This window comes from Paraburkholderia atlantica, from assembly GCF_000092885.1.
Taxonomy (GTDB): Bacteria; Pseudomonadota; Gammaproteobacteria; order Burkholderiales; family Burkholderiaceae; genus Paraburkholderia; species Paraburkholderia atlantica.
This window is the reverse complement of the sequence record NC_014120.1, coordinates 21,969-40,933: the sequence shown is the minus strand read 5'-3', so window position 1 is coordinate 40,933 and position 18,965 is coordinate 21,969. Positions and strand designations below refer to the sequence as shown.

The following is an 18,965-nucleotide window of genomic DNA, read 5'->3' as shown; positions in this document are numbered from 1 at the left end:
TCGCCGCCGGCGTGACAGCAGCAGCAATGCGTATAACGCGTGGGCGACGTACATCACGATTCGCGGTTTGCCGATCGACTGGCAAAACGGTTTTCGTATCGTAGAACGTAATAAATCTGTCACCTGCCCTCGCCCGTAACCGCGGGGCGGAACGCGTCCCTGTTGTCACTTTTATTCCCCTTCGAATCGGCATAAAAGTGTCAACTCGCATATGTCCGTATTAAATTTGTTAACTCACCTCCTACACTTCGAATCCCGTTCGTAGGAAGGCGATCTCATGGCGGATACCCTTCTCATAGCCCACCCAATCCCGCTTGGTCGGCCGCGCGGCGCACACCGATTCGAAGCATTCAGCCCCAAGCTCGAGCGCCGTGTCATGTTCTACCGGCGAGTGTCGCTCGAACAATGGTTATTGACCCCGAAAAGCCTCGAGGGTCGGACATCCCAGCACGTACGCAAACTCACCATCGGCATACTTTCTGGCAATCGTCACCTGCGACGGTGTCAGTTCAAGCTTTGACGCGGGCACGTCCTGAGCGGCGTGTTCAGCCTTGCGTGCCGCCATATAGGAGCGAGTGGCGCGTCACTCGCTTCATCGAGCGCCCCCTAAATCAGGCCATCGTCGTCCCGGAACATACCCCTTCATCTGCTCAACCTGCGTTTCGAGCGAATCGACCGCGCCATACAGCTCCCCGGCCACTTCCATGAACACGAAATCTGTCGAGAATGTTGCGGTCCCTGCGGTGAACTGGAAGGATTCAGCAACGTCCCGAGGAAACCACTATCGGTCCCATTCGACAATTGCATAGGAATACGACATATGTTGAATCTTTAGTCCTGACCGATTTTCGTCAGGCATTGGAACTGGCCTTTTTGGTGTTCACTCGCCCGGTTAAAGCTGATTCCAGCCCCCGTCGAAGCCAGGCACACGACAGCAGCCGCGGACTCTTCCCGGCATTTCGAGTTACCGGCGAGCTGCCCTGCGGCCGCGGCGCGACGCTGCGATCGCTTCGCGCAGATCCTCCAGCATCGCACTGACGTGCACACCCGCGAGATCGCGCGCGGCCTGCGCGGCACCAAGTTCGCGGCGCAGTTCACCAATTTCGAACTCGAGCTGACGGATCCTCGCACGTGCATCCTTGAGCGCGGCCGTCGTCACCTGCAGCTCGCGTGCGCTCTCGTCGCCCGCATTGGATGACACCCGTTGGACGGCCCGTGCATGCAGCGGCGCGACGCTCTCGCGCAGCAGTTCGCGCAACAGTGGCGTGAGCGAGGCGCGCAGCGCGTCAGCATCGACGGTGACGGGATGTCGGGCGTCTTCACGTTTCCTGCGCTGCGCCACCGCGGACAGTTGTTTTACGGCGGCAGCCGTTGCCACGCGCGAGTCAGCAGGAAGCAGCGCGGACGCTTCGGCAGCCGCCTGTACGGCGCCACGCTCGAGCGCCTGCGCGCGCAACACCGCCGACTGGATTGTCGGCGTACTAGGGCGCCGACGTACTCCGACCTGCGGCGCGACATCCCGCAACAGCCGACCGTAGGTCGTGGCGCCATAGACACGGCCCGTCGTAGCGCGTACCGCCGCAACGAGCCCGTCCAGAAAACCCGTGTTGTCCCGTGGGAAGTGACGGTCGAGCACCGCAACCGCACTCGAGATTGCGCGCACCTGCGCGTCGCTCCATTCGATCCGGGGTCGTCCCATTTGCCGCACCCTCAGAACAGCAACGCCTGGCGCGGATCGCGCGCGGGCGGCCGGGAGGCGGTGGCCGCCTTGCGACTGCGCGCGGAGGCGCGGCGCTGTGCAACCCGGCGCAGATGCGCGATCAGGGACACGATCTCGACGCCCGCCGTAAGTGTCAGCGCAAAGCGGCCAATCTCACCCGGCGCAGTCGCCGAACCTGCGCGCAGCGACGGCCGCAGCGCCAGGCGCCGCGCGCGGGCGAGCAACTGGCCGCGGCTCATTCCGGGCCAGCAGTCGGCGACGAACTGGCGGACGGTGGCGGGCAGTGACTCGGGGGCGACATCGCCAGGCAGCGCTAGGGCAATGAGTTCGAACGCATTAGCCATCGTGGACCATCTCCTTCTATCACCTCACGCGAATCGGACTGAGCGCTGACCACGCGGTCGCCGCCAGCGACGCGTGCAATCCAGCATTGCCCCAATTGGGTCACCTGAGGTATAAATATTGCGCATTATTATACCTCTCCTCACCACTGCCTGGCACCGCCACCTGGATACGGCAAACAGGCAGGCCTGTATAAAGTACCCGCGCTGAATCACTTCGGTACGGTCGCGGCTTCGCGCACAGCGACGGCGGGAAATCAGGGCAGCGGTGCGCTCCGCCACCTGCCGAACGTACGCAGCCAAGGACACGGGATCCCGACATTGCAATTGGTAAAAGGTGAGCTAGAATCAGGTGCATTCTTCACCGGGAGATTGCTCACCATGCAAATGGAAAGCTGGGTCAGGACAATCGACCGCGAATGGCATCAGTTGCGCCACGCTGACCCTACACTGGATGTCGCAAAGTTCTCGCGCCACGTCATTGCGGCAAACAAGACTGGATTCCTGTCACCGGAGTCGCTCGCGGCGATCGCAAATGCAATGCTCACCAGCACGTTAGACCGCGCACCCCATCTGGGCCGCTGGTTGCTGGAGCGTATTGGCGCGAACCGCCATCCCGCCTCGCGAATGGCCATGGCTATTTCTCTCGTCACACCAACAGGAGGAGAGGCGGACTTTGGCAGAGGTAACGCGATTCTTGCAGACGTGATGAAGGACGAGACCGCGGACGGTCGTCTGCGCGGGCTGGCCGCCGCGGCGCTTGCCGACAGTGCACGGCTCGGGCGCGGCATGCAGGTGGACGCAATCCGTGCGCGCTCGCTGTACGAGCAGGCCATTGAGCTGGGACACAAGGCCTCGGCACACAATCTCGGACTTTTCTGGGAAGGTGTCTGGGGTGCGGAAGACAATAGCGTTGTCCGGGACCGCACAAAGGCCATGCAAAGTTATCGACGCGGTGGCGAAGATAAACGTTGCCAACGCCGTCTGGAAGCGCTGGGTTGAAACCCTGCCGGCGTGACACCCCGCGCGAAACGGTGTCTCACTTCGAATCATGGATCACGTTTCAATGACTGTTTCCTCCTTTGCGCCACCCTTTTGCGGTCAGCCGCTCCACCGCTGCGCTTTCATTCGCGATCTCTGATCCTGCGAACGACCGCAAAGCATGTTCGGCCACCAGGCCTAAGCCGTTACGTGAGCGACGGCAATAGCCGGCAGTGTGATCAGACTGGCTCCGATGGTCCCCATGATTGATTGCAAAGTGCGTTAGTCTTGCGAGCGACCCCTGTCCGACAGAATGGGATGCTGCGCCTCCCATTCGCGACGGGTCTTTGCCAGTTCATCAGCAAGTAATTGTTCGTCCGGAAGCACGGTGTGATACTCCGCGGCAAGCACCTTGTTTGGCAGGCCGTCAAGCGCATAGCGCGCGATTGCCGCGTTAGTTCTCGCGCAAAGGATCAGGCCGACCGGCGGATTCTCATCAGGTAAAGTCCAATGTTCCTTGGCGTAATTGCAGTACATATGCGTCTGGCCGACGTCAGCATGATTCAGCTCGGTCAGCTTGAGATCGATGAGCACCAGACACCGCAGTCTCCGGTGAAAGAAGAGCAGATCCACGCGAAACCAGCTGTCGCCGATACGTAACCTCCTCTGCCGCCCGACGAATGTGAAGTCGCCGCCCAGCTCAAGCAGGAAGTCCTCAAGCCGATGAATTAGCGCTTCTTCAAGGTCGCTTTCGGAGTACTCGTCCTTCAGGTCCAGAAACTCTAGTACATAGGGATCCTTAATTGCTTCTTCGGGCGTCACGGTGTCGTTCGGTTTAGCAACGGCACCCTGTTCGAGCATCGCACGCTTGTCTTTGGACAGCAATGTCCGCGTGTAGAACTGAGTGCCCATCTGGCGTTCGAGCTGTCGCACGCTCCAGCCGCCTCGTAATGCTTCCGTTTCGTAGAACGCCCGTTCTTCGGGTGAACGTGTCCGTCGCATCAGCCGCACATAATGCGTCCAGGACAACGGGAAGCGCTCACCCAACTGTTGAAGCGAGAAAATCCGAACCGGTGATTCGGATTTTGCCTTGGCCGCCTGCGTCCTGGATTTCCGAATCGCTGATTCGGAAATCTCACCCGGCGGATAGCTCTGGTAGAACAGGCGCATCAATTCGAGATTGTCTGCACCGAAACCCCGACCGAACTGCCTCGTCAGATCTGCGGACAGTCGCTGCAGGAGCGCCTGCCCGTAAGCCGCACGCCCCTGCCCGCCCTGCTCAGATTCAACGATCCGACGCGACCAGCCAATACGTCGCCGTCATCAGCGCATTGATACTCCGCGCCGCGGTCCGGCGCCCCTCCTCCAACAGCTCGACCACGTCAGGGAGCGTGTCGCTGTAAGCGCCTTCGGGCAGTATTACGTCATTCATTGTTTCGGCTTTCACTAGTCTCATCGAAAGAAGGATACCCGACTGGAACTCCTGAAACAGCCACGCGTTCACCCTTCGTAAGACCAACTCATTTTGACATGCTGTCGCAGCCCGCAGCTTGCGAGATAGCGCCATGCGCTCGAACAGCATTGACCGAGTGTGTTCGTTGACGTCCCCAACGTGACAAGCTGCCCTCCTGTTTGCAGGACGATTTGTGGCGAAGCCGTGGGAACGTCGACGCAAACTGACGGTTAGTTGCAACCTCGAGCGCGGACGCGAGTAAGCCGATTTATTCGCGCAGTCGAGGCGCATTCACTACGTTCTTCGGGCGGCCTGCGAGGTTTCCTGTTTCCTCCTGACGCATTTGCAGCGTCATTGACGGAGTGCCCCCTCGAATAGCCACGCATAGTTTTCCGAGGGCGTTACAAATTACGTAATGTTCACTACGCCTGTTCCAACCGGCGTCGCAGGCTACGTCGGAGCGAGAGCTAGCAGCCTTTTTGTCCATGTTAGGGGGAAGCCTGCCGTGAAACAATTGTGGAATAAACCGCACGAAGCCCCGACAGACGTGGCTTTCGGGTTAGCGCAAATTGTTCGGCAATGTTTCACGGAGACGGGCGCACCATTCTGCCTCGATAATTTTGAGTTTCCAACCAAGCGTCACGCCAGCAAAATAACATTTCCTTAGTTCTACCAGGCACTTTTGCCGGTCGGTTTGGCCCGAGCTATCGATGTGTCATTGACTGCAGTCTGACGGCGCTCGCCATTTCACGACGTGCGGTGTCTCCGCAGGCCGTAAATCCGGCGCTGAATTTGGTCCACCCAGAGGCGCAGTCTGCATCGCCACCGAAGACTCGCGACAGTAGGGGCGGGCGGGCGTAGACGATGCCACCGCAAACGAACCGTCGTGCTTACAACCGCTGTCGAGGACTGAGGCATCTGTAGCTTGGCGGGGATGCGATGCGATTCTCCAAACTAGGCTTGTTCGTGTTGATATCCTGCCGGGCCTGAAGGCGGGGATTCCTACGACACTATGCGCGAGAAGCATCATGCGTGGTCGCTTCGGCGGGCTCGCGTACAACAGACCGATCTGACTGCGTCACCTCTCCACGGACTAGCCAAGGCATTTCTGGCCTTTCACTGCTCCGCAGCTCTTCTACGCGTCGAGGCACGTTGATTGTGTCGATCACATCGACCTAGCTCTAGGAACCGCGCGCTTTCAGAGGAACTTCGCTGTGCGGTGCTGTTATTGCCGACCGTGCCCGCAGCAGTGACACGTTTGGCTCGCATGCCGCCGCGGCGCAGAAATGAGCAGCCCTGCCAGTCGAGCTTGCAAGCCAGCTACCGCCGGAAGTCGGCCCAGCCTGGTCGATAATCGCTTTGTTCAGGCTGAACTTGAGCTTCACATTTTTGCCCGGATGTCAAAGCGTTCCCCAGCCGACTTCGACATTCGCGCACCTTCAGGTCCTCGATACACACAGCACGCGGCTTTAGCTGATCGTGGCTGCGGCCTTATGAGTAGTCGCGACGAACGTCGGCGACACGGACTTGGATGCGCTGCATGCCTCACGCTTTCCCAGCTGCTGGCAATCTTGCCCTCGCAACTTAGGCTGCGCTTGGCACGCTCGACGTTTCCCGTGCCGCCTGAAGCTGTTGCGAAACCGCGGAGAACGTGGCAGACAGGCTTCATCTCAAGCCAGATGCCGCGAAATCGAGCCGCCTGTTGCGCAAGCGCCTTCGTCGACCATCGGTAGTGACTTGTATGCGGGCGCGCTTTCTTTTTCCCAGGGCGATCGACGCGGATCGACGCGCGTCCCAATCAAGCTCGATTTATTACCCGGAACACAAATCGCGTATCGGCTTGCCGTAGCAGACGCGACGATGTCGCCTATTGTTCAACCCGGACCAAAGCGCGTTTTCAGATCTCGTCCTGAGGCCGCGATCTATTCGATGTGCCGCAAGCACCGATGTAGCTCGGAGACTCAGCGGGGCGCGCCGCAGCGATGTCAGTTTGCGGGCCCTGCACCGCTGAACTAGGCAGAGGGACTTCCGGCTGTGGGCAAGAAGACGCATGTCCCAACTTGGGACACTCCTCCGGCGGGTCGGAACGTGGGCGCGACGTTGGTCTACGACGACACCCCCGACTTCCGGCGGCCGATGATCAACGGATCGCTGAGCTTGCCGATGCGGGGAGAGTGTCCAGCCGGGGCCGTCTCCGTAGAATTGGCGTGGAGGCGCGCCGGTGAGTACGCGACGAAACAACCTCAGATTTGCCACCCGCCGGCGGTTATCAGATCGCCAAGCTGGTGTTGCGCGGGACGTGTGTCAACGGGGGACACGCCTTCGACAAGTTTAAGCGCCAGCGCGACGTTGAATGGACGGCGGCGCAAACGGCCAAATTTTCTGCGGCCGGTCATCACCGCGTCGCCGAATGTTGCCGTCGCGAGGGCGCGCGTGTCCCAACGTGGGGATACTCCTCTAGCACGTCAGAGCGTCGCGCGAACGTGAGTCCACGCGACAAAAGTGTCCAGATTTGCTGCGGCCGGTGATCGGATCGCTGAGCTTGCGTCTTAGGCAGAAGTGTCCCAACTTGGGACACTTCTCCGTCAGATCGGAACAACGGCGCGATGTGGACTCCACGACAAAAGCAATCCTAGAATCGTCCTGCACCGGCGTTCTCCAGATCGCCAAGCGTGTCCCGACTTGGGACATCTCTGCCGATCAGGGCGACGGCGCGCCGATGAGTCCACGGCGAAAACAACCTTTAGATCTCCCCTCAGCTGGCGATCATCGGATCGCCGAGTTTGGCGCCGCCCGGGAAGCGCGTCCCCTCTTGGGACACACCCGAGGTCCGCGACTAACGAGGGCCACTCCATAAAAAGTGCCCCTCAGGGCACTTTGTCGCTCGATCTCAGCTAGCGCTGCCGCTGCTGGCCGAAAAGAGCTCAGCGATGAGCGTCCGTATCTGCCTCTCCTTTTCGTCTGTAAGCATCCCGGCTCGGATCTTCACGGTAAAGCCCAAAGCATCTTTCGTAATCGACCCCGCTTGATTCTTTCCCGCGAAAATTTTCTCGATGCTACGGTCACTGACACTGCGTGAACCATTGTCACCGCTTTGAAGGGCTTGCTTGATCGTTCTCACGAGTTTTGATTGATCGAGTTCCCCCGATACCACTCTTCCCCATACCTCTCGAGCGACGTCGACTGCCTTCCCGTTCTTGTCCCTCAAGACCGACACGAGGCCCTCCGCGGCAGTCGCCCCCAATAGCCGCGGCTGGATGTCCAGATCCTTAACCACAAAGTCCGGGAGTTCCGAAAAGGCGAGGAAACGATACAGCTCCGAGCGAGAAATACCCAATCCCTCCGCCATACGCTTCCGGTTGGGAAATTCTTTCTCCGTGCTGCGAATCGAGCGAGCTATCTCATAGTCGGATAGGTCGTCGCGGACGACGTTTTCCACGAGGGCTAACATCGCCATCTCTTCATCCGAAAGATCGATGATGACAGCCTTAATCGTGTCCTTATCGATCATCTTGTGTGCCCGCCAACGTCTCTCGCCAGCAACAATCTGGTGCCCGTGCGCCGCCCGCCGGACTACGATTGGTTGAACCAGCCCCGCTTCGCGAATCGATTCCGCGAGTTGCCTCAACTTCGCATCGTCGAAGACCTTCCGTGGCTGCCACGGGTTAGGAACGATGTCCGCAACGGTTACTTCTGACGCGGCGCCTGACTTCTCAAGTTCGACGATTCTCTGTTGTGCCTGAGCTAACGCGCCAGCCATTCCAGGTGCGGTCCGCGGGCTGGTAGGCTTTTCTTGCTGCTGGTCAAGCTTGATGTCCTTCGCGGCCCGGACCTCAGCAGTTTTGCTCATCATGCGCTCACGCAAGTTGCTCATTGTCCGGCCCTCCATTGCGAGACATATTGATCGTCGATCCACTTGCAGTAGTCCAGCAGTGGTTGCTTCACCCGCGCCAAAGTCTTCGCAACAGCATCGGAACGCGATAGGTCAAAGACCGTCGAGAAGGCCAACGCACCGTTGCTCATAACGGAACTGGCCGGGACCTCCGTTGTGTTAAGCCAGTCCCCGTATGCACGTTGAGACCAGGAGCGGACGACCGGCGCTGATGATGTTGTTCCATAGTCCACTCGAGACAGGAGGACAGAGATGAAGTCGTACGTTTTATCGACCTCATGCTCCACAAAACCATGTGCTACCTCGGCGAACAGAGACCAGAAAGACACCGAGGAGATAAAGTCCAAGCTCTCCGGAACCAAGGGCATAACCATCGAATCTGCCGCCATGAGACCATTAAGGGTCATGTAGGAAAGAGACGGGGCGGTGTCCAGAATGATGTAGTCGTATTGAGCGCGAAGCGGTTCAACTCCCTTGCGAAGGACAGACCAGAATTCAAAGCCTGGGTTTGTCTGTTGCGCAGTAGGAAGATGAAACTCCGCGTCATGAAGGTAGTTGTGTGCAGGGATGACGTCTAGGCCATCCCAGTACGTGCTTTGCACCTTCGCTGCGAGTCCGCCTTCGATGTTCGGGTCATAGATGAAAGGGAGGACCGTGTCCTCCCATGTCACGTCTTTTTCCGCGTAGAGCCCGCACAGTTCCGAGAGGGACGCCTGCGGATCGAGGTCAATGACGAGGACCTTGCGACCACGCAGGCTCAAACCTTGCGCAAGACACATGGTTGTAGTGGTCTTGCAAGACCCCCCTTTGAAGTTCGCAGTGATTAACACGCGGCCACGATGTTCACGAGTGCCGGTGACCAGCGGAGTCTGGTAGATGTCAGATACCTGCTGCACCCACGTGCGAACTTCTTTAAGAGAAAAAATGCGCGCCCTGCCAGTACCGTGTGCCACACCCGGCGGAAGCTCACCGCCTTCCTTCGTAGCCAGATAGTTAATTTTCTGGCGGTCGATACCACATAGCTCTGCCAACTCGCCAATTGTGAACACGGGAGGGTTCTTGCGAGGTCTCGGAGCTAGAATTTGGTCACGCAGTTCGTTCGCCATCACCGACAGGCGCTCAGCGAACTCCCCCAAATTGGAGAGCTTCACGCGCCTGTCTATTCCCGGCAATTCGCTCAAATTCATTTTGCAGTTCCTATGTTTTATCGACGGTGAGATGATTTCTTCACGCTCACCATCTGTTTCTACGGTTCCTGTTGGATCACGCGTCGAACCGTAGAATACTCATCCCGCCAAAGAATTGCCAACGAAATCTGATCATAAAAGCCGGGCGATCCGCTCGAACAAATTTCTTTGCTTTTTTTCAATAACTTACGCGACAAGCTTAGCAGACGACCTTAACGAAAAATCGCAGAAGGCGAGAAACCGTCAACGGGACCGGAGACGAAAGCTCAACCATCCCAACACAGAACGCCTCACCTTATCGTGGCAAAAGCGGCGAAATTTGCTTCCCTTTTGTGCACCACACAATTTGCCTCACCTTCGCTAAAGCCCCAACCGTCGACTTTTGCCAAAGACTCGGGTCCGCAAATACGCACTCTCCCTCTCCCAGTCCCATTGAGTAACCGAACCGTATTCGCTCAGCTACAGCCTGTTCGTTCTGCTCGCTGGGGTACTGGTGGTTTGTGTTTACAAAATAAACAAAACGGACAAACAACTAACGCAAATTGCAGTTTCCTTGAAAAACAACGAGTTAAGAGCGAAAGGTGAGGCGAATTGTGCCAAAAGTGCTGTTAATTGAGAAGCAAGGTGAGGCGTTTACCACGGCAATGTGAAGCGAATTGAGAAGCAAGGTGAGGCGATTTGGCGGGGAGGTGAGACGAATTGTGACGAGGAACGTCGGAAAGGTGAGGTGTTCTGTGTAGACCGCCGTGCAAGGTGAGGTGATCTGTGTTGACTTGGCACCTTCGCATCGGTACCGTACCGCTCCAGATATCGTTGACCACAACTTGGGGGACCGTATGACAACAGCTGGGCAAGTAGCCACATCTCGGCAACTGGCCTTGGCTTTGTTCGACGACGCAACCGGTCAGGATCTGCCAGTCGACACGGCTCGATCCGACATCGGCTTCGCGCGAAAGAACGTACTGATCCGGATTATCGATTTAGGCGTCGCAGCTCGACGTCTGATCGATGCGGCGTACTTCATCGTTGCTCAGGACGAACAGATACGTGGTCTCTATGACGTAGAGCTGGACTACTTTAAGTGGCTCATGCGTTACTCGAGTCGCAACAACGCACATCTCGAGCAAGTCATCACGGAAGCCCAACGGGCATTGATTCAGGCGACTACCGCGCCGGACGCCGATGGCGAAAAACCCTTTGGCTCAGTGCAACTGATTGGACGTATCTCCTACTCAGGCGGCCGCTTTCAGTTTCGAGTACCCCCGGATCTCATAGACATCATACGTGGTCCCGGCAAGTCGCATTGGCTTAGCCTGCGTATCACGTCCCTCTTCACGCTCAGCTACGCACGGGTCATGTACGACCACCTGCTTCCCTACGCGGATGAAGGAGAAACGGATTGGCTTACGCTCGATGAATTGCGTTTGTGGCAAGGGGCAATGGGTGCCAAGGCAAACGAGTTCAAGTATTTCAAACGAGACTGGCTAGTTCCCGCTATCGAACAGATCAACGAGGTATCCGACCTGAGGCTTTCGTACGAAACGCGTAACGAGCAGGGATCTCGGAAAATCGGTCGCCTGAAGTTTCGCATCGAGCGTAAAGAGATGGCTGAGCGCATCCTTCATACTCACGAGCAGGCGCAAGCGATTTATCAAACGTTGAAGCAGGAGTTCGGGCTGTCCAGCGCTCAGCTCAATCAGATCGCGGCATCGCGCGACACTTACAACGATGAACGATTGGAACAGGCAATCGAGCGTACGCGTTTCAGCCTGAAACTGGGTAAGGTGTCGAAGAGTCCGGCAGGATTCTTCATGAAGGCCTTGAAGGAGGGGTGGATCATCTCCGACGCTGAGCGTCAGATGGTAGAGATTCAGGAGACGTTAGCTCTGACAGAACAGCGCGAAGTCGAAGTGAAAGAACAGGCTGTCAATCGCGCGGCGTTGCGCGTCGCGGCGCAGGATGTACATGCGCAGGATCGCAGAGTCGAAGAAGTCCGCCGTGGATGGGAAGCTTATGAAGCTGCGACACTTCGACAGCGAGAGGACTGGCGGCGAACCTATAAGGTCACGCCCGCCGGCAAACTTACGTTGCGTCGGTTGGGAATCGATCCAACGAGCGATTTGGCCGAACCCACCATCCAGAAGTACCCCGACCTAAAAGACGGATTTGCGGGCTATGTATTCAACAGGTCTAGGTCTGGCAAATCTCGCTAGCTTTAGCTCGATGCTTGTATCGAATGTTTGCCGGAGAGAGCTCTGAGTTCCGGCTGACGTCTCTCCTGTATCGAAATACCCGGAGACGCAGTTTGACCTGGCGACGAAAACGATGCGGCTCAACGGACGCGTCGCTCTCTACCAGCATCTTCTCAGATCAGTAACAACACGCCATTCAAAACAGCGTTGATTGCCTTCTCAAGACGCGGAAGATCTGAGGACATGCGGCTCAATTGCGGCGAGTACAGCCGGATATATCCTTCCTCGTTATGGCGTGCGAGCCTCACGACTTGTTTTCGGATCGGCGCCAAGAACCCAGAAGCCAAGCCCGCGAGTATCTCGTGCACCTTGAGGTCGGAACGGACGCCAAAGCTCACCGCGCGAGCTATTAAAAGCATGCGCCCGTTCTCCTTTTCAATCTTCGCGAGTCTCTCCACGGTTTCAAAGGAAATGCGATGTGCGCCGCCAAAAGTATGGACAACTTCGTCTGGGACTTTTGCTGCGCGCAGCAACCGGGTGACGTGCGGTTTGGAAATTGCCAAGGCTGAAGCCATTTCAGATTGCGATCGCCAGATTTGCCGATTCAAAAACGAGCTGCAAAGCCGCCCAAGCGCGATGGTCGACGCCTTCCGCCGGCGCAGGCTATCGTATTGAGCCAGAGCCTCTTGCTGACGTAGCGTAAGCGAATCTATCTTCATGTCGATGGTTTTCCAAAACGAGTTGATGCTACCCCGGATGATCAAGTGTCAAGGAAGCTCAAGCATTACCCGGGCGGTCACATGTCGCCTTTTGAAGAACAAGGTATGTTGATTTATATCGCCCGAAACTTTCGTCAGCCGGCTGACGCCAAAAGCTCTACATTTCTGTTTTAGATCAAAGACGTTACTGAGCGAGTCCATGCAACCCATGTAACAGCCACGATCCTATTCGCATACAGTCTCAGTCGCTGCCCCGAAAGCTACCCCAAAATCATCATCATTTCGGGTTAAACCCATCAGCCGGCTGACGCGGCGCCAGCTAGGAATGCCAGCCCAGAAAGCCTTCACTAATCGCACCTCTTTTGCATGACTCGCTTCCCATGTGGACTGATTCAATGGAGTCGGTCCAAATGGAACGAGCGTCATGCCTCTTTTCCGCAGCAAAAAGCAGATAGCACTGTCTACCGCCCCTGGGGGCTACTCCGAAGATGATCCCGAGAAGATCATCTTCGATAACGGCTCGCGCCTGCGCGTTGAAGCGAACCACTGGAAGACCTTCTGCTTCATCCTCGTGTTCATTGCTGGCGGCGCAATCTACACCCGAAATCCGGCGCCGTCCGTCGTGAAGGCCTATGGTGTGTCGGGGGACGCGAACGGCCATGCTGTCGTTACCCAACTGACGGCATACAAGCCAGACGATCAGGCTATCCGCACCTCGCTTCGTGAGACCGTCGAGCGATGGTTCACGATCGAGCCGGTGCTCACCGATGACATCCAGACGTCGCGCATGGCTCGCAACATCAACGGCGTGAAGGCCATGATGGTCGGCAATGCACGCAACCAGTTCGGCGACTGGGTCAAGACGGATGCACCGTTCCAGCAGATCACGCTCAACCCGAAGCTGGTGCGGGAAGTGCGGGTGACCAACGTCGCGATGCTCGAAGACTCGACCGCGGTGGTGGAGTTCACGACAAGCACGACGCAATCGCCGACTGACAAGCCGGTGTTGCAGAAGTACGCCCTGACGTTCCGCTACCAGATCATTCCCCCGACTTCGGAAGACGCGCTCGGTATGAACCCGTTCGGCGTTTTCTATCCGTTGTTCTCAATCCAGAAGACCCAATGATGATCGACTCCCGCACGCTCGCCTCGTGGGTCGCGGCTCTTGCCTGCGTCACGGTGGTTTGCTCGCCAGTGTCTGCTGCAGGGAAGGGCAGCCAGGTTCCGTCCGCACCCTTCGATATCGCCACTGCGATTGGCGATCCCATGAGCCCGGTGAATCCGTATAACGCCGGTACCGACCCGATCACCATGCCCGGCGACGCCCGCATGGCGGTGTTCTCCTATAGCCGCGACCAGATCTACCGCATCATGACTGCGCCGCTCAAGACCACAACGATCGAGCTGGCGCGCGGAGAAGTCCTGGCGACTGAGCCCGCGCTTGGCGATTCGATCCAGTGGATCGTGGATACCGACGGGTCGAACCACGTGTTTATCAAGCCGGTCAAGCCGGGTCTCGTCAACACGCTGCACCTCACGACTAACCAGCGCGAGTACGACATGACACTCGTCTCCTCGCCGATGGGGGGTCTTTTCTATCAGACCGTGCGGTTCAACTATCCCGGTTCACTGATGGCCAAGGTTCGCGCGCGCGAGGATGGCAACCCTGACACGACCGATGCGGGGCAGGGTGGACCCAATGCCAATGGTTCCGGTCCGCTCGGTGTATCGCCTGACAAGCTGAACTTCGACTACACGGTATCGGGCTCGGCGCCGTTCCGGCCGGAGACGGTATTCGATGATGGCAAGTCGGTGTGGCTGCGCCTGCCTGCGAATGCGCCTTTTGCCGTGCCGATCGTCAGGGATCATGGCGACAACGTCAGCCCCAACTTCATCCGTCGTGGACAGTACATCGTCGTGCAGGAAGTGCCCGACGAGATCGTCCTGCGCGCTGCGACCGACCAGGTCACGATCAGGCGCGGTCGTCCCGGCATCTTCGGCTTCTGAGAGCAAGCGCACATGACAGGGCTAAACGGACAGCCGACGGGCGCGCAGGCGCAGATCGTCAAGGGGAAGTCGCCACGCAACGCGCTGATCAGCGCAGGGGCAGTCGCGGCCGTCGTCATTGCGGCACTGGGCTTCTACTATCAGGTCAAGGAGAGCGCGAAGGTCGACGACGAGGCGAAACTGGCAAAGAAGGCCAAACAGGCAGAAGTGGTCGACAAATCGAACAGCACCCAGGACGTCGACAGGATCATTGCGGACCAGCAATCGGCCGCACGACGGATTGCGGCGTCCGAGGCGAGAGCTGCCGCGTTGCCGCGCGCGGCTTCCGCTGCAGCGCCCAGCCTCGCCCCAGGTCTGACTGCGGACAACTTCGTCGCTGACCAGCGCACTCGTGAACTCAAGACCCAGGCGGATACCGACGCAATTTACGCGTCGGCGATCTTCCGTCCCGGCGTCAAGGTCAAGGATTCCGGAACCGCGCAGGCCAGCCTTCCACCGGGCATCCTCACGCCGCAGCAGATTGCCGCACGACAGGCATCCGCCCAGCAGGCTGCCACCGGTGCAGCCGGTGCACAGGTCGCCGCAGCGCTGGCGGCAGCGGGCATTGGCCCGGAGGCCGGGCGTGGCGCCGTTTCATCGACGCAGGACCGCGATACGGCGTTTATCAGGACCGCAGCAGGGCAGTCCGGCAACGGCGAGGATTTTTCCCGCGGCGGCTTCGTTGGACAGGCGCACGGTTGCGTGCTTTCGCCGCCGCACCATATTCCGGTGCTCTCCATCGAGGGGCTGAATTCCGATCGTCCCGGCACCGCTGCGCTCATGGTGGAAAAGGACGTCTACGACAGCATTCGCGGTGACTGCCTGATGATCCCGAAGGGCACGATGATCACCGCGCCATACAGTTCGGATATCCAGCCCGGGCAGCAGACCATTCTTGTTGCGGCAACCGAAATGCGGCTACCCAACGGCAAGCATGTGCCGCTCTACGGCGGGCAGGGTGCGGATGCCGATGGGTCGGCAGGGTTCTCCGGCGACGTCAACAGCCACTTCCTGAAGATCTTCGGCACGTCGTTCCTCACGGCGATCCTTCTGGGCGCATTCGACAAGGGCGGCACGTCGTCGACCACCACTGGCCCGCTCGGCGTGACGCAGGTGGGCACGACCGCCGGACAGGTCGCGGCGCAGACATCGCAGTCTGTTCTCGATCGCTACAAGAACATCCCGCCCACGATCACGACGGGCCCGGGCGAGCGCCGCTTCATGATCAAGGTCAATCGCGACATCTACATGGAGCCGTACCGCGGTGACTAGGCGCCTCGTCATGATCCTCTCGCTGGCGTCGCTTTCGATAACAGGCCGCGCGGCGACCATCGAGAACATCATCAGCCCGACGAGCCTCGTGCTGACGCAGGCAGGCGCACGCTCGGTCGCGGACTTCGATGGCAAACCCGTTTTCTACTGCGGGCTAAAAGCGTTCGAATCGTGGGCCGCACCACTCGTTGGCCAGCCGGTGCGCAGCAATCCCGAGACCGGTATGACGGTGTCGGTCGATGCGCGCGAGGTTCCGCTCGAGCGTCTGCTGGTGAAGAAGGGCTGGCTGCAACCTGTCGTGCTTGATGACGACGCGCAGGCTGCGATCGCGGAAGGTCGTGGCGGCTGGGCGTGCGCAGGCGCGACGGCGCCATTCGAGCTGATGCATGCGAGCGTCGATCCCAAGGTGCTGGCGGGCATCGCGCTCAATGAATCTGCGTTCAATGGCCGGGCATGGCCATGGACCCTGAACGTTGCAGGGCAGGGCTATTTCTTCAGATCGCGCGAGGACGCATATCGCGTAATCGAGTCGCTGATCGCGCGCGGGCGGTGCGACTTCGACGTAGGCCTCATGCAGGTGAACTGGTGCTGGCATGCGCGGCGCTTCGCTTCGCCGTGGGAAGCCCTGGCACCTGCGACCAGCATCCGTGTTGCTGAGGACATTCTCAACGAGAACTACAGCAAGACTCACTCGGTCGCGAAGGCGATCGCGTATTACCACAGCGCCAATCCGGCTCCGGGGCAGGCGTATCTGGCGCGTTTCGCGCGGCACCTCAATCAGATCCAGACCGGCCTATGAAGCTCAACGTTTCCCGAATTGCTCTTGCCTGTCTCGCGCTGTTCGGCGCGATCACGGCACATGCGGCGAACACTGACCCATTCGATTTCGATTACGAGATTGCAGGCGGTATCGCAGAACGTCCTGCGCTCATCTTCAACGACGGATCGAAGACCTACATCCAGCCTCGCGCGGGCCAGGTTATTTCCGCGGTCGGTGGCCACGCGGAAGGCCCCTATGTCGTGGTCGACGGCACGCCCGAAACGGTCACGTACACGGTAGCCGGCCGGCAGGCCAGTGCGCGCTGGACGAAGGCGAACACGTTCATCGGCGGCGGAGCGCGTGGCGCGCTCGCGGCGCTGCGCGACGATCAGCCCGCTGGCTTCGATGGCTTCACCAATCGCCTCGTGCTCATCGGCACACATGGTGCGCTTGAACCGGTCCGCGCGCTCAGGGCAAGCATGCCCGTGGCCAGCTTCGTGAAAGCGTTGGCTCCGCAGGGCTGGACCGGGTCTGCACAGAAGGATGTGGACATCACCGACGCAAGCGCCTTTGCCACGCGTGCAGGCGAGAACTGGATGCAGGCACTCGATCGCCTGATGACGCAATCCGGACTGTATGCGGACGTCGACTTCACGTCGCGACACATCCGCCTGCACCGCGATGCGCCAAAGTCAGGCGCGCTCAACTATGCCGCGGGCGAGAAACCGCAAGCCGATGCGGTTGCGCAGCGGGCGGCTGCGAAACCTGAGGAAGCGGCATCGCCCACTCCGCCCGCATCCCTGCTGGCCGAATACTTTGGCGCGCAGGCGATCCGCGACGGCGACGACACGCATACACAGATCCGCTTCGCGTCGAAGCCCACTGGGGAGCTGTCGTTCAGAACGCCCGAAGGCCGTTCGCTGCATCCGAAGTGGGATGCCGGTACGAACGTGATGACCATCGAGCGCGCCGAGCGCATGGTCGTGTCGGACGGCACGAAGACGGTCGAGCTCGCGCGTTCCGCGGGGACTGTCTATGAATTCGACACCACCAGCCCGGCGCACCTCGAGGCTGTGTTCGACCGCGACGGCCACACGTATTTCAAATTCGCCGGGTCGGTAGTGCAGATCCAAGTAGCAGACGTGAAGCACCTGGGCTCGGGCGAGCAGAAGGGCCGGTACTACATGTTCAACGGCACGGCCGAACAGTTCATCGTCACGGCGGATGGCAATACCGTGAATGTCACCCGTCGCCACGATGTGAAGTACTTCGAGCGTGCCGCGCCCGGCTCCCAGCCCGCGCCGACGGCACCTGCAACAGCGGTGGCGAAATCGTGATGTACGGTGCGCGCATTTCCATTGTTTCCGTGGTCAGCGCGGTGCTGATTGGCTGTGCCTTCGGTGCGCGCGCTGACTGTCTGGAGGACGCCGCTGCTTACCGTCATATCAGCGCACAACTCGTGCGCGCGATCGCACAGCATGAATCAGGCATGCGGCCGAACGCAGTGAACGTGAACAGCAACGGGACCGAAGACATCGGCCTCATGCAGATCAACTCATCGTGGCTACCCGTGCTTGCCCGGTATGGCATTCGCCGGGAGCACCTTTTCAACGCCTGCGTGAACGCCTACGTCGGTACGTGGATTCTGGCCTCGAACATCAGACAGTTCGGGCCGACCTGGAAGGCCGTGGGTGCCTATAACGCGGTTTCGACCCAGAAGCAGCTGATCTATGCCAACGCAATCTATCGCCGCCTGCAGCGGCAGGGGCAATAACGAATGAACGTGACCATCGAACGCAATGAACGGGTGCGCGTGATCGCGCGTATCCTGGCTGCACTGGCGCTAGTGGGCGCATCAGGCTGGAGCCACGCCGCAATCGACCCGGACCAGTCGCACGTCGCGGCCCCCGCCGGCGACGGATGGCAGATCCTCGCGGCAGTCCCGTCGTCTCGCGCGACGCCTGCGATTTCCGCACCAGCACCCGCGCCCGCGCTCGCACCAGCACCCGCACCCGCACCCGCAACCGCAGTGGTTGCTGCACCCGTTGCGCGGACGGCATTGGATGCCTCGTCCTCACAGACCGCAACAGGTGTTGCCTCGGTGGTTCTGCCGGGCACTCCGACAGCACCGGCTGCCACGATGACGCTTTCGCTTTCGCCGCAGGACCTCAATCTGCGCAACGCGCTCGACCGCTGGTTGCAGACGCAGGGCTGGCAACTTGCGTGGAAGGTCGATGACGATCTGCCGCTCGAATTCAACGCGACTTTCTCTGGCGACTTCACGACCGTTCTCACGCAGGTCATGCAGGCGACCAATCACATGCGGGTGCCCACGCGCATCTGCCGTCACACGAACAACGTCATCCGCGTCATCGCGCGCGCGGGCAACTGCCAGGACTAAC

Annotated in this window: 14 protein-coding genes and 1 pseudogene; 9 read left to right on the top strand and 6 right to left on the bottom strand. The window is 59.4% G+C overall.

Annotated features, from left to right (window positions below; all coding sequences use genetic code 11):
* Positions 1 to 964 precede the first annotated feature (964 nt).
* The gene (locus BC1002_RS33545; protein WP_157874868.1) at positions 965 to 1,636 is read right to left on the bottom strand and encodes a hypothetical protein; all 672 of its coding nucleotides are present in this window, start codon (positions 1,634 to 1,636) and stop codon (positions 965 to 967) included.
* Positions 1,637 to 1,710: 74 nt separating this feature from the next.
* On the bottom strand, positions 1,711 to 2,064 hold the full coding sequence (locus BC1002_RS33540; protein ID WP_013094420.1) for a hypothetical protein: 354 nt from the start codon (positions 2,062 to 2,064) through the stop codon (positions 1,711 to 1,713).
* A gap of 378 nt (positions 2,065 to 2,442) precedes the next feature.
* Between BC1002_RS33540 and BC1002_RS33535 the strand changes: the two genes are divergently transcribed.
* Positions 2,443 to 3,063, top strand: coding sequence for an SEL1-like repeat protein (locus BC1002_RS33535; RefSeq protein WP_013094419.1), 621 nt, complete (start codon positions 2,443 to 2,445; stop codon positions 3,061 to 3,063).
* Between the two features lie 261 nt (positions 3,064 to 3,324).
* Here the strand turns inward: BC1002_RS33535 and BC1002_RS33530 are convergent.
* The 3 genes and pseudogenes from BC1002_RS33530 to BC1002_RS33520 form a co-directional block, all read right to left on the bottom strand.
* Positions 3,325 to 4,474: pseudogene (locus tag BC1002_RS33530) on the bottom strand (PDDEXK nuclease domain-containing protein).
* Between the two features lie 2,911 nt (positions 4,475 to 7,385).
* The gene (locus tag BC1002_RS33525; protein WP_013094418.1) at positions 7,386 to 8,369 is read right to left on the bottom strand and encodes a ParB/RepB/Spo0J family partition protein; all 984 of its coding nucleotides are present in this window, start codon (positions 8,367 to 8,369) and stop codon (positions 7,386 to 7,388) included.
* A complete protein-coding gene (locus BC1002_RS33520; RefSeq protein WP_013094417.1) occupies positions 8,366 to 9,574 on the bottom strand; it encodes a ParA family protein in 1,209 nt (402 codons plus the stop codon). Before BC1002_RS33520 ends, BC1002_RS33525 begins: the two co-directional genes overlap by 4 nt.
* A gap of 836 nt (positions 9,575 to 10,410) precedes the next feature.
* Between BC1002_RS33520 and BC1002_RS33515 the strand changes: the two genes are divergently transcribed.
* Complete coding sequence (locus BC1002_RS33515) at positions 10,411 to 11,787, top strand: replication initiation protein (protein ID WP_013094416.1); 1,377 nt, start codon at positions 10,411 to 10,413, stop codon at positions 11,785 to 11,787.
* A 152-nt stretch (positions 11,788 to 11,939) separates the two neighbouring features.
* On the opposite strand, the gene BC1002_RS33510 is transcribed toward BC1002_RS33515, so the two are convergent.
* Entirely contained in the window at positions 11,940 to 12,485 is a 546-nt protein-coding gene (locus BC1002_RS33510) for a hypothetical protein (protein WP_041736335.1), read from the bottom strand.
* Positions 12,486 to 12,909: 424 nt separating this feature from the next.
* Between BC1002_RS33510 and BC1002_RS33505 the strand changes: the two genes are divergently transcribed.
* The 7 genes from BC1002_RS33505 to BC1002_RS33475 are packed head-to-tail and all read left to right on the top strand — an operon-like array spanning position 12,910 to position 18,964.
* The gene (locus tag BC1002_RS33505) at positions 12,910 to 13,611 is read left to right on the top strand and encodes a VirB8 family type IV secretion system protein (protein ID WP_013094414.1); all 702 of its coding nucleotides are present in this window, start codon (positions 12,910 to 12,912) and stop codon (positions 13,609 to 13,611) included.
* Positions 13,608 to 14,492, top strand: coding sequence for a TrbG/VirB9 family P-type conjugative transfer protein (locus BC1002_RS33500; protein WP_013094413.1), 885 nt, complete (start codon positions 13,608 to 13,610; stop codon positions 14,490 to 14,492). The genes BC1002_RS33505 and BC1002_RS33500 overlap by 4 nt, the downstream gene beginning before the upstream one ends.
* A 12-nt stretch (positions 14,493 to 14,504) precedes the next feature.
* Positions 14,505 to 15,803 carry a TraB/TrbI/VirB10 family type IV secretion system protein gene (locus BC1002_RS33495; protein WP_013094412.1) on the top strand — a complete coding sequence of 433 codons (1,299 nt, stop codon included), beginning with the start codon at positions 14,505 to 14,507 and terminating at the stop codon, positions 15,801 to 15,803.
* A 10-nt stretch (positions 15,804 to 15,813) separates the two neighbouring features.
* Entirely contained in the window at positions 15,814 to 16,602 is a 789-nt protein-coding gene (locus BC1002_RS33490) for a transglycosylase SLT domain-containing protein (protein WP_041736202.1), read from the top strand.
* Positions 16,599 to 17,900: a TrbG/VirB9 family P-type conjugative transfer protein gene (locus BC1002_RS33485; protein WP_013094410.1), complete on the top strand. Its 1,302-nt coding sequence runs from the start codon at positions 16,599 to 16,601 to the stop codon at positions 17,898 to 17,900. The genes BC1002_RS33490 and BC1002_RS33485 overlap by 4 nt, the downstream gene beginning before the upstream one ends.
* Positions 17,900 to 18,337 carry a lytic transglycosylase domain-containing protein gene (locus BC1002_RS33480; RefSeq protein ID WP_013094409.1) on the top strand — a complete coding sequence of 146 codons (438 nt, stop codon included), beginning with the start codon at positions 17,900 to 17,902 and terminating at the stop codon, positions 18,335 to 18,337. Before BC1002_RS33485 ends, BC1002_RS33480 begins: the two co-directional genes overlap by 1 nt.
* A gap of 3 nt (positions 18,338 to 18,340) precedes the next feature.
* Positions 18,341 to 18,964, top strand: a complete 624-nt coding sequence (locus BC1002_RS33475; RefSeq protein WP_013094408.1) for a toxin co-regulated pilus biosynthesis Q family protein — start codon at positions 18,341 to 18,343, stop codon at positions 18,962 to 18,964.
* Position 18,965 lies beyond the last annotated feature (1 nt).

Excerpts from the sequence above, each read along its gene's own strand:
- BC1002_RS33485 (WP_013094410.1), top strand. The coding sequence starts at position 16,599 with ATGAAGCTCAACGTTTCCCGAATTGCTCTTGCCTGTCTCGCGCTGTTC.
- BC1002_RS33475 (WP_013094408.1), top strand. The coding sequence starts at position 18,341 with ATGAACGTGACCATCGAACGCAATGAACGGGTGCGCGTGATCGCGCGT.
- BC1002_RS33515 (WP_013094416.1), top strand. The coding sequence starts at position 10,411 with ATGACAACAGCTGGGCAAGTAGCCACATCTCGGCAACTGGCCTTGGCT.
- BC1002_RS33480 (WP_013094409.1), top strand. The coding sequence starts at position 17,900 with ATGTACGGTGCGCGCATTTCCATTGTTTCCGTGGTCAGCGCGGTGCTG.
- BC1002_RS33495 (WP_013094412.1), top strand. The coding sequence starts at position 14,505 with ATGACAGGGCTAAACGGACAGCCGACGGGCGCGCAGGCGCAGATCGTC.
- BC1002_RS33505 (WP_013094414.1), top strand. The coding sequence starts at position 12,910 with ATGCCTCTTTTCCGCAGCAAAAAGCAGATAGCACTGTCTACCGCCCCT.
- BC1002_RS33540 (WP_013094420.1), bottom strand. The coding sequence starts at position 2,064 with ATGGCTAATGCGTTCGAACTCATTGCCCTAGCGCTGCCTGGCGATGTC.
- BC1002_RS33520 (WP_013094417.1), bottom strand. The coding sequence starts at position 9,574 with ATGAATTTGAGCGAATTGCCGGGAATAGACAGGCGCGTGAAGCTCTCC.
- BC1002_RS33490 (WP_041736202.1), top strand. The coding sequence starts at position 15,814 with ATGATCCTCTCGCTGGCGTCGCTTTCGATAACAGGCCGCGCGGCGACC.
- BC1002_RS33510 (WP_041736335.1), bottom strand. The coding sequence starts at position 12,485 with ATGAAGATAGATTCGCTTACGCTACGTCAGCAAGAGGCTCTGGCTCAA.
- BC1002_RS33535 (WP_013094419.1), top strand. The coding sequence starts at position 2,443 with ATGCAAATGGAAAGCTGGGTCAGGACAATCGACCGCGAATGGCATCAG.
- BC1002_RS33500 (WP_013094413.1), top strand. The coding sequence starts at position 13,608 with ATGATGATCGACTCCCGCACGCTCGCCTCGTGGGTCGCGGCTCTTGCC.
- BC1002_RS33525 (WP_013094418.1), bottom strand. The coding sequence starts at position 8,369 with ATGAGCAACTTGCGTGAGCGCATGATGAGCAAAACTGCTGAGGTCCGG.